This is a genomic window from Actinoplanes sp. NPDC051859, from assembly GCF_044452725.1.
Lineage (GTDB): Bacteria > Actinomycetota > Actinomycetes > Mycobacteriales > Micromonosporaceae > Actinoplanes.
Genome location: NZ_JBITBX010000003.1, coordinates 215,027 through 227,924 on the forward strand (window position 1 = coordinate 215,027; position 12,898 = coordinate 227,924).

Annotated in this window: 10 protein-coding genes; 8 read left to right on the forward strand and 2 right to left on the reverse strand. The window is 69.2% G+C overall.

From position 1 onward, the window contains the following. Positions 1-16: 16 nt before the first annotated feature. The gene (locus ACIA1L_RS08970; protein WP_396072021.1) at positions 17-874 is read left to right on the forward strand and encodes a YdcF family protein; all 858 of its coding nucleotides are present in this window, start codon (positions 17-19) and stop codon (positions 872-874) included. A 213-nt stretch (positions 875-1,087) separates the two neighbouring features. On the opposite strand, the gene ACIA1L_RS08975 is transcribed toward ACIA1L_RS08970, so the two are convergent. Beyond that, positions 1,088-1,477 carry a WhiB family transcriptional regulator gene (locus ACIA1L_RS08975; RefSeq protein ID WP_396072023.1) on the reverse strand — a complete coding sequence of 130 codons (390 nt, stop codon included), beginning with the start codon at positions 1,475-1,477 and terminating at the stop codon, positions 1,088-1,090. Between the two features lie 230 nt (positions 1,478-1,707). Here ACIA1L_RS08975 and ACIA1L_RS08980 point away from each other — a divergent pair, with 230 nt between their 5' ends. Then, entirely contained in the window at positions 1,708-2,553 is an 846-nt protein-coding gene (locus ACIA1L_RS08980) for a response regulator transcription factor (RefSeq protein ID WP_396072024.1), read from the forward strand. A 96-nt stretch (positions 2,554-2,649) separates the two neighbouring features. Here the strand turns inward: ACIA1L_RS08980 and ACIA1L_RS08985 are convergent, their stop codons facing one another. Beyond that, a complete protein-coding gene (locus tag ACIA1L_RS08985; RefSeq protein WP_396072026.1) occupies positions 2,650-3,051 on the reverse strand; it encodes a DUF5319 domain-containing protein in 402 nt (133 codons plus the stop codon). 121 nt (positions 3,052-3,172) lie between these two features. Here ACIA1L_RS08985 and guaB point away from each other — a divergent pair, with 121 nt between their 5' ends. From guaB to guaA, 6 genes are all read left to right on the forward strand, one after another. Then, positions 3,173-4,660, forward strand: coding sequence for an IMP dehydrogenase (guaB, locus tag ACIA1L_RS08990; RefSeq protein WP_396072027.1), 1,488 nt, complete (start codon positions 3,173-3,175; stop codon positions 4,658-4,660). Between the two features lie 14 nt (positions 4,661-4,674). Then, a complete protein-coding gene (locus tag ACIA1L_RS08995; protein ID WP_396072028.1) occupies positions 4,675-5,793 on the forward strand; it encodes a GuaB3 family IMP dehydrogenase-related protein in 1,119 nt (372 codons plus the stop codon). 54 nt (positions 5,794-5,847) lie between these two features. Further along, positions 5,848-7,263: a M1 family metallopeptidase gene (locus ACIA1L_RS09000; protein WP_396072029.1), complete on the forward strand. Its 1,416-nt coding sequence runs from the start codon at positions 5,848-5,850 to the stop codon at positions 7,261-7,263. A gap of 175 nt (positions 7,264-7,438) precedes the next feature. Continuing rightward, the gene (locus ACIA1L_RS09005; RefSeq protein ID WP_396072031.1) at positions 7,439-9,223 is read left to right on the forward strand and encodes a S8 family serine peptidase; all 1,785 of its coding nucleotides are present in this window, start codon (positions 7,439-7,441) and stop codon (positions 9,221-9,223) included. A 107-nt stretch (positions 9,224-9,330) separates the two neighbouring features. Beyond that, a complete protein-coding gene (locus ACIA1L_RS09010) occupies positions 9,331-11,106 on the forward strand; it encodes a S8 family serine peptidase (protein WP_396072032.1) in 1,776 nt (591 codons plus the stop codon). 144 nt (positions 11,107-11,250) lie between these two features. Continuing rightward, on the forward strand, positions 11,251-12,804 hold the full coding sequence (gene guaA, locus ACIA1L_RS09015; RefSeq protein ID WP_396072033.1) for a glutamine-hydrolyzing GMP synthase: 1,554 nt from the start codon (positions 11,251-11,253) through the stop codon (positions 12,802-12,804). Positions 12,805-12,898 lie beyond the last annotated feature (94 nt).

The following is a 12,898-nucleotide window of genomic DNA, read 5'->3' on the forward strand; positions in this document are numbered from 1 at the left end:
CGGCTAGCCTCGGGTCGTGGCCGGAGCAGCTGACGTCGCGGATCTGAACACCCTCGTCGGCTTCTGCGCGCGACGCGACGTTGACGTGCTCAGCCGCGGAGCGGTGGAGGACTGCGCCGACGGGCCGGTGGACGTTGCCATTCTGTTCGGCGGGAGCATTCTCGCCGGCGGGGACCTGTTTGCCCGCGCGATCACGGATGGGGTGGCCGCCCGTTTCCTCATCGTCGGTGGTCAAGGCCATTCCACCGACGTACTCCGTGCCACCATGCGGCAGCACCTCGGCGGGGACGATGTCGCGGGTGAGACGGAAGCCGCGCTTTTCGATCGCTATCTGCGCCAGCGCTACGACATCCAGGTCGACCTCCTGGAACACGAGTCGACGAACTGCGGCAGCAACGTACGGCACGCGCTGGCCCTGCTCGCCGCCGAAGGGGTTCCGCACCGGCGCATCCTGCTCATCCAGGACGCCTCGATGCAGCGGCGAATGGACGCGGGCTTCCGTCTGTTCGCTCCCGCCACGCGCGTGGTGAACTTCGCCGCCCACCGCACCCCCGTGGAGCTGATCGACGGCGAGCTGGGGTTCCGATCACCGCCCGAGGGCATGTGGCCGCTGGATCGTTACGTCTCCCTCCTGATGGGCGAGATTCCCCGCCTCACCGACGACCCGGCCGGGTACGGCCCCGCCGGCCACGGCTTCATCGCCCACGTCGACGTGCCGGCCGACGTGATGCAGGCGTACTCGGCTCTGCGAGCGCGCGGAGTGGGGGCACCGCGGATCGCCGATCAGCAATGGGCGGACGCTGCGGGGCCAGTTGACAACCCTCGTCCGCAGGATTCAGTCACATCGATGTCGCGACCTGGTCCGCGGGTCTGACCAGCGACGATGATGCACATTTCGCCGCGGCGCCGTCGTCTGACCGGGTGTCACGCGAAAGCCGCACTTTTCGTCCGACGTCAAGGGCAAGTTCGCTCATACGGTGGCTTGCATGTTCACCGATGCGACTGACATGCCGTTACCGAAGCCGACGCGGCTCCCCGGGGGGAACCGCGCCGTCGGGTGTGTGGTGATGCCGCGTGTCGGGCGGCGTCAGGCCGCCGGTGCTTGCCGTTGTGCGGGAACCGTGGACTTGTGGGGTCGGCCGAGGCGCGCCTCGAGCCGGATGAGGTCGACCCGCCCGTGATGCCGATCGGCAAGGTCCTCCCAGCCGACCGCGAGCAGCCGCAGCCGCTCCGCTTCGCTGAAACCTCCCCAGACGCCGTACGGCTCACGAACAGCCAGCGCGTGCGCGGCGCACTCCGCCCGAACCGGGCAAGCGCCGCACATCGTCTTGGCCTTCGCCTCGCGGCGATTGCGGGAAGACCCGCGCTCGCCGTCGGGGTGGAAGAACTGAGCGCTGTCGCGCCCCCTGCACAGGCCGAGTCGCTGCCAGTCCCACAGGTCGGCGATGGGCCCGGGCAGTCTGCGAACGTTCGACATCAACACCCTCCTCCCGCGCGGCACCGCGGAGTGTTGTTATGAGGGGCCTGGCTCAGGCCTGCCGCCCGTGTACCCCGGCACACGCCGGATCACACACGACTCGTCGATGTCTTCACCGGTCGTATCTCACCGGTGCAGAAAATCGTGCCGATCTTTCCCATTTTTTCCATCTAAAGCGCGTAATGCTGCGGCCCTCGCGTGATCTCCTCTGAGAGAGAAGGAGGATCACTGTGCGTACCGTCCTCGTGTGCGTCCGTACCCCACTGGCGGCCCAGACCGTCGCGTCCACCGCGGCCCGGCTCGGCATGACCGGGGTGGTGCGGACCGCGGTGAGCGAGACCGAAGCCATGATCCGTCTGGCTGAAAGGCCGGCCGAGGTCGTTCTGGCGGACACTGCCGTGACCCGTCCCGACAGCGTCGGTTTTACCCGACGCGTACTCGCCCGCGCTCCGCAGGCGCAGGTTGTTCTCTTCGGCGCGGAAGACCCTCGGGTCGCCGCCGCCACGGTCGCCGCCGGCGCCCGCGGCGTCATCCGCGGTGTCGAGCATGATCTGGTCAGCGTTGTCGCCAAGGCGCTACTGCTTCTCCTGTTGCCGGCGCGCCCCCAGGGCCTGCCGATCAACGGTGCGAACGCCCAACCCGCCGCCGTGGGTGGCGCTGGGCGCAACAACAATTCGGCCGCGGCCCGGGGCCTGCACCGGGACGGCATGGCGATGGCCGGCAGTCCGAACGCGGCCGGCATCCCGGCGATGCTGCCGAACTCGCCGATGGTGCCGTCCCAGCGTGGGGACGGCTCCGAGATCGATCCGGCGACCGGGCGTCCGTATATCTGGCCGGGCAACGAGGGTCGCCCGGGTGAGGCAGCACCGGCTGGGCGCCGCTTGACGCTCACCGAGCGGGAGCTTCAGGTGCTGCGCGGCATGGCAGATGGCAAGAGCAACGCCGAGATCGGCCGGGAACTGTTCGTCTCGGAAGACACGGTCAAGACCCACGCGCGGCGGCTGTTCCGCAAGCTGGGTGCTCGGGACCGGGCGCACGCCGTGGCCGCCGGATTCCGTGCCGGTCTGGTGGCGTAACCGCGGATCCGCGGGCGTTGACAGCGAAGAATGTCGGAAAGATCCGGGCATCGAAAGGTGCCCGGATCCGCCACGCTCAGTGCCCGAAAAGCCCGCTCAAACGGGTTCTTCGTCCGAGCTGTCCGTCAACGTGTCATGTACGCCATCTGCATAACCGCGGGCGTACTCCCACGTGACGTAGTGATCGGGATCCGGGTCGTACGCCGGCTCGTGCACCCGCGGCCGCCCGCTGGACAGCAGATGGCGCAGGTTTCCGCGGAGCAGATCCCAGTCGAAGTAGTGCGGTTCGTGGCAGTCCTCGCACTCGATCACCAGCCCGCGGATCCCCGTGGGGCTCAGCAGCGCCTGGTAGATCTCCAGGTCAGACAGGTCTTCGAGCACGTCCTGCCGCTCGGCCTCGGTCAGCGGGTCCTGCTCGGCGTCCTCGGTGAGGTCGTCGAGTCCCGCGGCCGGGTCGGCGGGATCGCCGCTGAACGGGTCGATCGGCTCTTCTTGCACGGTGTATACCGTACCCATGAAGGGCGGTTGTGTGCTGGCCCGCACGTCCTGTCCGCCCCCTCGGGGACGCCTCGCGCGATGAGTAGGATGTAACACTCCGCCTCTTCGCTAGGGATGATCTGTGGAAACTGACTCCGCGCGCACGGTGCCTCTCGGTCTGACGTTCGACGACGTCCTGCTGCAGCCCGGTGAATCCGACGTGGTGCCGAGCCGGGTCAACACCATCACGCGGATGACCCGCAACGTCGAGCTGTCGATCCCGCTGCTGTCCAGCGCCATGGACACGGTGACCGAGGCGCGGATGGCGATCGCCATGGCCCGCCAGGGCGGCATCGGCGTGCTGCACCGCAACCTCTCGCTGGAGGAGCAGGCCTCGCAGGTCGACCTGGTGAAGCGCTCCGAGTCGGGCATGATCACCAACCCGATCACCTGCAGCCCGGACGACACCCTGCGCGAGGTCGACCAGCTGTGCGGCCGTTACCGGATTTCCGGTGTGCCGGTGGTCGACCCGGAGGGCGTGCTCGTCGGCATCGTCACCAACCGTGACATGCGCTTCGTGACGGACGACAGCGTCAAGGTGCGCGAGGTGATGACCAAGGCGCCGCTGATCACCGCCGCGGTGGGGGTCAGCAAGGACGAGGCCTTGGCGCTGCTGCAGCGGCACAAGGTGGAGAAGCTGCCGCTGGTCGATGATTCCGGCCGGTTGCGCGGGCTGATCACCGTCAAGGACTTCACCAAGAGCGAGCAGTATCCGAACGCCACCAAGGACGCTCAGGGCCGGTTGCGGGTCGCCGCGGCGGTCGGTGTCGGCGACGACGCCTACAAGCGGGCCCGGGCGCTGATCGACGCGGGCGTGGACGTGGTGATCGTGGATACCGCGCACGGGCACCAGCGGGCCGTGCTCGAGATGGTCGCCCAGCTCAAGAAGGACACCACCACGGACATCGTGGGCGGCAACATCGCGACGTACGCGGGCGCCAAGGCTCTGGTCGAAGCCGGCGCCGACGCGGTCAAGGTCGGTGTCGGTCCCGGCGCGATCTGCACCACCCGGATCGTCGCGGGTGTGGGCGTGCCGCAGATCACCGCCGTGATGGAGGCGGCTCGCGCCTGCAAGCCGGCCGGTGTGCCGGTCATCGCCGACGGCGGCATTCAATACTCCGGTGACATCGCGAAGGCGATCGTGGCCGGCGCGGACACGGTCATGCTCGGCGGCCTGCTGGCGGGTTCCGAGGAGAGCCCCGGCGATCTGATCTTCATCAACGGCAAGCAGTTCAAGTCCTACCGGGGCATGGGCTCGCTGGGCGCGATGCAGTCGCGGGGCCAGGCGAAGTCCTACTCCAAGGACCGCTATTTCCAGCAGGACGTCACCGAGGACAAGCTCGTTCCCGAGGGTGTCGAGGGTCAGGTCCCCTACCGCGGCCCGCTGTCGCGCGTCGCGCACCAGCTCGTCGGCGGCCTGCGGGCGGCGATGGGCTACGTCGGCGCCGAGACGATCCCGGACATGCAGGCCAAGGGTCAGCTCATCCGGATCACCGCGGCGGGGCTCAAGGAGAGCCACCCGCACGACATCCAGATGACCGTCGAGGCTCCGAACTACCACTCCCGGTAAAGAGGGTTCAGAACATGCGTGACGTCGTGGAGATCGGTCTCGGGAAGACCGCTCAGCGCGGGTACCACTTGGACGACATCGCGATCGTCCCGAGCCGGCGGACCCGGGACGTGGACGACGTGTCCACGGACTGGAAGGTCGACGCGTACCCGTTCCGGATCCCGTGCGTCGCGCATCCGTCGGACGCCACCATGAGCCCGGCGTCGGCCATCGCCCTGGGCCGCCTCGGCGGCCTGGGCGTGCTCAACGCCGAGGGGCTGTGGACCCGCTACGAGGATCCCACCAAGATCCTCGAAGAGCTGGCCTCGCTGGACGAGGAGGCGGAAGCCACCAAGCGGCTGCAGGAGGTTTACTCCGAGCCGATCCGGCCCGAGCTGATCGCCGACCGGGTGCGGGAGATGCGCGACGGCGGTGTCACCGTCGCCGTGCGGGTGTCGCCGCAGCACACCCTGGCCCTCGCGCCGGTGATCCTCGACGCCGGGGTCGACCTGCTCGTCATCCAGGGCACCCTGGTCAGCGCCGAGCACGTGTCCACGACGGACGAGCCGCTGAACCTCAAGGAGTTCATCGCCGACCTTGACCTGCCGGTCATCGTGGGCGGCTGCACGGACTACAAGACCGCATTGCATCTGATGCGTACGGGCGCAGCCGGCGTCATCGTCGGCGTCGGCGCCGACGAGTGGGCCACCACGGACACCGTCCTGGGCATCCGGGTCCCGATGGCGACGGCGATCGCGGACGCGGCCGCCGCCCGGCGCGACTACCTGGACGAGACGGGTGGCCGCTACGTGCACCTGATCGCCGACGGTGGCATCCAGACCTCGGGTGACATCGCGAAGGCGATCGGCTGTGGCGCCGACGCGGTGATGCTGGGCGAGCCGCTGTCGCTGGCCGAGGGCGCGCCGGCCGGGGGCGCCTGGTGGCACTCCGCGGCGAGCCACCCGAAGCTGCCGCGCGGCGGCTTCTGCATCGCCGGCGAGCCGGACGGCTCGCTGGAAGAGCTGCTGTACGGCCCGGCCGACCGGCCCGACGGGCAGCTCAACCTGTTCGGCGGCCTGAAGCGGGCCATGGCGAAGTGCGGCTACCGCGATGTCAAGGAATTCCAGAAGGTCAGCCTGGTCCTCGACCGCTGACCGCAGGTCCCCCACGTATGGTCGGGATAGGACTTGATCAACCGGGGGAGCAAGATGCGAGTGGGAATCGCGGCGGTCACCGTCGCCGCTCTGGCGCTGGCCGCCGGGTGTACGACCGACGACAAGCCGAACGCGGGGGCGAAATCTGCTCCCGCGCCGAGCTTCGCACCCGGCGCGCCGGGAGCGGGTGACCCGTACTTCCCGTCGTACGGCAACGGCGGGTATGACGTCGCTGGATACGACCTGAAGCTGAAGTACGACCCGAAGACGGGGCGGCTGGACGGCACGGCGACCATTTCGGCGACCGCGACGCAGGATCTGTCGAGCCTGAACTTCGATCTGGCCCATCTGACCGCCACCAAGGCCGTCATCGACGGGCAGCCGGCGACGGTGAAGGCGGACAAGAACGAGCTGATCGTGACGCCGGCGGCGGGCATCGTGAAGAGCCGCGCGTTCACCACGATCATCGAGTACGGCGGCGTGCCGAAGGCGCTGACCAACGAGGCGCTGGGCGACGGCGGCTGGATGCGTACCGCGGACGGCGGGTTCGCGCTCGGCCAGCCCGAGGCGGCGAGCACCTGGTTCCCGGTCAACGACCACCCGAGTGACAAGGCGACGCTGAAGCTGGCGATGACCGTCCCGGACGGTGTCGAGGCGATCAGCAACGGTGTGCCGGGTACGCAGAGCTCTGCCGCCGGCTGGACCACCTGGACCTGGACCGAGTCGAAGCCGATGGCCAGCTACCTCGCCACGGTGGTGATCGGCCAGTACCGCGTGCAGACCACGACGCACGCCGGCAAGCCGATGATCATTGCGATCCCGGAGTTCCTGCCCGCGAACTCGCCGGGGGAGCGGTCGCTGGCGAAGACGGGGGAGATCGCCGACTTTCTGGTCACCAAGTTCGGGCCGTACCCGTTCGACTCGTTCGGCGGCGTGATCATCGACGATGACCGGATCGAGTACGCGCTGGAAAACCAGTCCCGCCCGGTCTACGGCAACGTTTTCTTCAGCAAGGGCCCGGACGAGATCGTCGTCGCGCACGAGCTGGCCCACCAGTGGTACGGCGACAGTGTGGCGGTTGCCAGCTGGAAGGACATCTGGCTGAACGAGGGCTTCGCCACGTACGCGGAATGGCTCTGGCAGGAGCACAAGGGTGAGCGGACCGTCGACCAGTCGTTCGACCGGTCCTACAGCGGTTTCAACTGGGGGATTCCGACCGGCGACCCGGGTCCGGACCGCATCTTCGGCGACGCCGTCTACGTTCGCGGCGCGATGGTCGTGCACGCTCTGCGGAAGAAGATTGGCGACGCGGCGTTTTTCGCCCTGCTGAAGTCGTGGCCATCTCAGTACAGCAACGGCAACGCGAGCACGCAGGACTTCATCGCTGCCGCTGAGAAGGCGTCCGGCCAGGATTTGCAGACCTTCTTCCAGGACTGGCTCTACGCCAAGGTGCAGCAGCCGAAGCCTTGATCTGGCAAGTCCACATCATGGGACGGTTTGCTAGCTTTTTACGCAGCTGAATGCCTCGATATCTCGACTGGTGGAACGGCATCTAGACGCCCGGCCACCCACCCTTACGATGACCCGCGCGTTCACCGGCAACGGTGATCGATAACGGGGAGGCACGTTTTCCATGAAGTTGGTTATGCGACGCGTCGTCATCGGCGTGCTGTCCGCCGCGGTGGTTGCCGCCGGTGCTGGCGTCACCACCTGGGCCACCGCCGAGGAAGCCCCCCAGCCGCCGGTGCGCCTGGTCGTCGGCATGAAGGCCGGCGCCGACGGATTCATGCCGCTGCAAAAGGCCTCTGGGCTGGGTGCCAAGTCTCTCGACTCCGGCGCAGCCCAGAAGGCCATGGCGGCCGCGTTGAACGCACAGACGCTCGAAGTTTCCGCGGCGCGCCGGGATCGGATCATCGAGACACTGCGCAACGACCCGAACGTCGCGTACGTCGAGGTTGACCGCAAGCGCAAGGCGTTCGGTTTCAGCCCGAACGACCCGATGTACACCCAGATCGGCAGCGACGGTCTCCGGATGCAGTCCGAGGTCGACCAGGTGAAGCTGCCCGAGGCCTGGGGCACCACCACGGGCCTGGCGAGCACGACGATCGCCGTGCTCGACACCGGGGTCACGCCGACCGGCGACCTGGCCGGCGCGGTTTCCGGCGGCTACAACTACGTCGACAACAACAACGACACCAGCGACGATGCCGGACACGGCACGGTCGTCGCCTCGCTGATCGCCGCCCGGGGCAACAACGGCCAGGGCATGGCCGGCGCCTGCTGGTGGTGCACCATCATGCCGGTCAAGGTGCTCGACTGGCAGGGCAACGGCAACGACAGCGACATCGCCAAGGGCATCGTGTTCGCGACCAACAGCGGCGCCGACATCATCAACATGTCCCTCGGTGGCTCCGAAAGCAGCAAGGTGCTCGCCGACGCGGTCGCCTACGCCAACCTGAGGGGCGTGCTGGTCGTGGCCGCGGCTGGCAACGAGGGCCGGGACCCCGCGTGGCAGACCGTCAAGCAGTACCCGGCGGCGTACCCCGGTGTCGTGTCGGTGGGCGCGACGGCGCGCAACACGACCGAGCGCGCCGACTTCTCCAGCTTCAACCGGCCCGGCGACACCTGGGTCGACCTGGCGGCACCCGGCGACGTGGTCGGCATGAACCCCGACGGCAACTACAACGCCGGTGAGCAGGGCACCTCGTTCGCGGCGCCGATCGTGGCCGGCGCGGCCGGCCTGGTGAAGTCGATCCACCCCGATTACACGGGCTGGTCGTTGGAGCGGGCGCTCCTCGAATCCGCCACGCCGATCGGCGGCAACGGCTGGGTTACGCGCGGAATGCTCAACGCCGAGAAGGCGCTGACCATCGGCACCGATGCCACCTCGCCGACAATCTCCGGCATCGCCCGGCCCGGCCACAACCAGCGCGTCCGCGGCAAGACCACGGTCACGGCCACCGGCGTCGGTGACTCCTGGTCCGGTGTCCGCAACGTCGACCTGTACGTCGATGGCCGCTACCAGTCCCAGGACCGTTCGGCGCCGTACGACCTGCCGTACAACACGGCCGGTCGCAACGGCACAGTGGTGCTGGAGGTTCGGGTCTACGACAAGGCCGGCAACCGGCGCGACTTCCGCCGCACGATCATCGCGGACAACAAGGCGCCTGCGGTGAAGATCAGCAAGGGACCGAAGCACAAGGCCAAGGTCAAGGGCACGGTCAAGCTGACCGCGACCGCCTCGGACGCGGCCGGCCTGCGCCGGGTCGAGCTGCTGATCAACGGCAAGGTGAAGCAGACGGACACCGCCGCGCCGTTCAAGTTCAGCTTCAAAGCCAAGAAGTACCGCTCGGGGATGAAGATCCAGGTCCGTGCTGTCGACCTCGCCGGCAACACCAAGACCGACAAGGCGCGTACGTACAAGCGCTGACCGCAGCAACCGTGCAGCCCCCGCCGAACTATCGCCGGGGGCTGCTCGCTACCTGATTGCACCCGGCGCGACACGTCCCGCCGACCGGCCGCGCCGACTGTGGGGGCATGATCCTGCGTTTCGTGGCGACCGGCCTGCTGGCTGGCGGCATCGCTATGACCGGAATGTCCGCGGCTGCCGCCGCCCCGGCCGAGGTGTCCGCCGCCGCTCCGGTCTCGCTCGTCGTGGGCCTGCGGTCGGACCAGGCGCCGGTGGCCGAGTCCGCATCACTCGCCGATGCCGCGTCATTTGCCGAGACTGCCGAGAGCGCAGCGGTCGTCGACAATCTCGCAGAGCATGTCGACGTCGTCGACAGCGAGCCGCTGGGCGGTGCCATCGCGGTGGACGTACCCGCGGATCAAGCCGCCGAGGCAGCAGCCGCGCTGCGGGCCGACCCGGCAGTCGCGTACGTGGAGCAGGACCACATCGCCACCACGCAGGCGGTCACGCCGCGCGACCCCTACTTCGGCTACCAGTGGGGCATCGACCGGACCGGCGTCGACGCCGCCTGGGAGACGACCCGGGGTCGCGGTGGAGTCGTCGTCGCGGTCGTCGACACCGGCGTCAAGGCGCTCCCGGACTTCGCCGGCCGCCTGCTGCGCGGCTACGACTTCGTCAACAACGACTCGAACGCCACCGACGACGACGGCCACGGCACGATGGCCGCCGGGGTGATCGCCGCCGGCGGCAACAACGCCACCGGGATCGCGGGCATCTGCTGGTACTGCAAGATCCTCCCGGTGAAGGTGCTGAACTCGGAAGGCTCCGGCAGCTACAGCGACATCGCGCGCGGCATCCGGTGGGCCGCCGAGAAGGGCGCCGACGTCATCAACCTGTCGCTCGGCGGCAGCGAGGACAGCCAACTGCTGCGCGACGCCGTTGCGTACGCCAGCGGTAAGGGCGCTGTGGTCGTCGCCGCCGCCGGCAACTCGGGCAGCTCCCGCCCACACTTCCCGGCCGCGACGCCCGCCGCCATCGCGGTTGCCGGCTCCACCGCCGGCGACGCCCGGTACGCCTGGTCCAACTACGGCAGCAGCTGGGTCGACATCGCCGCGCCGGGCTGCAACCCGGCCCAGGGCATGAACGGTATCGTCAGCGACTTCTGCGGCACCTCGTCGGCTACCCCGTTCGTCGCCGGTGTCGCGGCACTGATGGCCTCCACCAGTCCTGCACCCAGCCCGGCCGGCATCCGATCGGCGTTGATCTCGTCCGCCCGGACGACCTCCGGCTCCTGGGTCGCCAGGAACTCCGGCCGGATCGACGCGGCCGCCGCCCTCGCCGCCCTACCGGCCGGTGCCGACACCGTCGCCCCGGCCACCTCGTTCGTCACCCCGGGCGGTGGGGCGCTGGTGCGCGGCACCGTACGGGTGGCCGCCACCGCCACCGACAACGTCGGCATCGCCAAGGTGGAACTGCTCGTCAACGGCGTCGTGGTGAACGTCGACCGGGCCGCGCCGTACTCGCTGCCGTGGCGTACGGCGCTGCGGGGCGGGACCGTGACGCTCGGGCTGCGGGCGTACGACCGGGGCGGCAACGTGACGACCGCGACCCGCCGGGTCCGCGTCGACAACGCCGCTCCCGCCGTGCGGATCACGTCCGGCCCGGCGAGCGGCACCCGGGGCATCGGCGGCACCCGCAAGCTGACCGCGGCAGCCAGCGACAGCAGCGGCATCCGGGGCCTCGAACTGCTGATCAACGGCCGGGTGGTCCAGCGCTTCGCCGGGACGCGTCACACGTTCTCGATCCCGACCGCGAAGTTCGGCAAGATCCTCCACGTCCGGGTACGCGCCTACGACCGCGCCGGAAACGCCGCCCACACAGCTGCCCGTACCTGGACCCGGTGAGCCCGGTCCCAGCACAGGCCCCGCCGCCAGGGACGGGTTCCAGCCGCCGGTAAACTCGCGGGTCATGAGCGAGCAACGCGAGCGAACCGGCCAACTCAGTGCACTCGTGCCTCGCGGCGTCGATGAGCGAAGCGAGGCGACGGCGTGAGCATCCCGCGTCCGGTTCTCGTTGTTGACTTCGGCGCCCAGTACGCCCAGCTGATCGCCCGCCGGGTCCGCGAGGCGCGGGTCTACTCGGAGATCGTGCCGCACTCGATGCCGGTCGCCGAGATGCTGGCGAAGAACCCGGCGGCGATCATCCTGTCCGGTGGACCGTCCAGTGTGTACGAACCCGGCGCTCCGGTGCTGGACCCGGCACTGTTCAGCCACGACGTCCCCGTCTTCGGCATCTGCTACGGCTTCCAGGCCATGGCGCAGGCCCTCGGTGGCACGGTCGCGCACACCGGCTCACGCGAGTACGGGCGTACCGTGCTCGCCCCGAGCGCCGAGGCCGGCACCCTGCTCCGGGAGCTGCCCGCCGACCTGCCGGTCTGGATGTCGCACGGCGACTCGGTGACCGAGGCTCCGGCCGGTTTCGCGGTGACCGCCTCCTCGGCGGGTGCACCCGTCGCCGCCTTCGAGAACCTGGACACCCGGCGCGCCGGTGTGCAGTTCCACCCCGAGGTGGCGCACACGCAGCAGGGCCAGGAGATGCTGCAGCGGTTCCTCTACGACATCGCGGGCATCGAGCCCACCTGGACGCCGAGCAACATCATCTCCGACCAGGTCGCGGCGATCCGCACCCAGGTCGGCGACAAGCAGGTCATTTGCGGTCTGTCCGGTGGCGTCGACTCGGCGGTGGCGGCGGCGCTCGTGCACAAGGCGATCGGTGACCAGCTCACCTGCGTGTTCGTCGACCACGGCCTGCTGCGTGCGGGCGAGGCCGAGCAGGTCGAGAAGGACTACGTCGCGGCCACCGGCATCCGCCTCAAGGTCGTCGACGCGTCGGACGTCTTCCTCGGTCACCTCGACGGTGTCACCGACCCCGAGCAGAAGCGCAAGATCATCGGGCGTGAGTTCATCCGTACGTTCGAACAGGCCGCCCGCGACCTCGACGCCGAACGCCACATCGAGTTCCTGGTCCAGGGCACGCTCTACCCGGACGTCGTGGAGTCTGGCGGCGGCACCGGCACGGCCAACATCAAGTCGCACCACAACGTCGGTGGGCTCCCGGACGATCTGCAGTTCGCTCTGATCGAGCCGCTGCGCACGCTCTTCAAGGACGAAGTTCGCGCGCTCGGCGCCGAGCTGGGCCTGCCCGAGGAGATCGTGCAGCGCCACCCGTTCCCCGGCCCCGGCCTCGCCATCCGCATCATCGGCGCGGTCGACCGGCAGCGGCTCGACATTCTGCGCGCAGCCGACCTGATTGCTCGCGAGGAGCTGACGGCGGCCGGCTTGGACCGCGACGTGTGGCAGTTCCCGGTGGTCCTCCTGGCGGACGTCCGCAGTGTCGGCGTCCAGGGCGACGGCCGGACCTACGGGCACCCGGTTGTCTTACGGCCGGTCTCCAGCGAGGACGCGATGACGGCGGACTGGTCCCGCTTGCCCTACGACCTGCTGGCCAAGATCTCCACCCGGATCACCAACGAGGTCGTCGAGGTGAACCGCGTCGTCCTCGACGTCACCAGCAAGCCCCCGGGCACGATCGAGTGGGAGTGACCCGCGGTTTCTAGCCGGTCAGCTCAGGCCGCAGCCGGACCCGGCTGCGGCCTGAGCCGTTCCATCCCCATCCTGGCGCTGCGCCTGCGCCCGG

What these genes read in the sequence shown, in the direction of transcription:
- ACIA1L_RS08975 (WP_396072023.1), bottom strand. Translation starts at nt 1,477, where the DNA reads ATGTCGAACGTTCGCAGACTGCCCGGGCCCATCGCCGACCTGTGGGAC.
- ACIA1L_RS08995 (WP_396072028.1), top strand. Translation starts at nt 4,675, where the DNA reads ATGCGTGACGTCGTGGAGATCGGTCTCGGGAAGACCGCTCAGCGCGGG.
- ACIA1L_RS09000 (WP_396072029.1), top strand. Translation starts at nt 5,848, where the DNA reads ATGCGAGTGGGAATCGCGGCGGTCACCGTCGCCGCTCTGGCGCTGGCC.
- ACIA1L_RS09005 (WP_396072031.1), top strand. Translation starts at nt 7,439, where the DNA reads ATGCGACGCGTCGTCATCGGCGTGCTGTCCGCCGCGGTGGTTGCCGCC.
- ACIA1L_RS09010 (WP_396072032.1), top strand. Translation starts at nt 9,331, where the DNA reads ATGATCCTGCGTTTCGTGGCGACCGGCCTGCTGGCTGGCGGCATCGCT.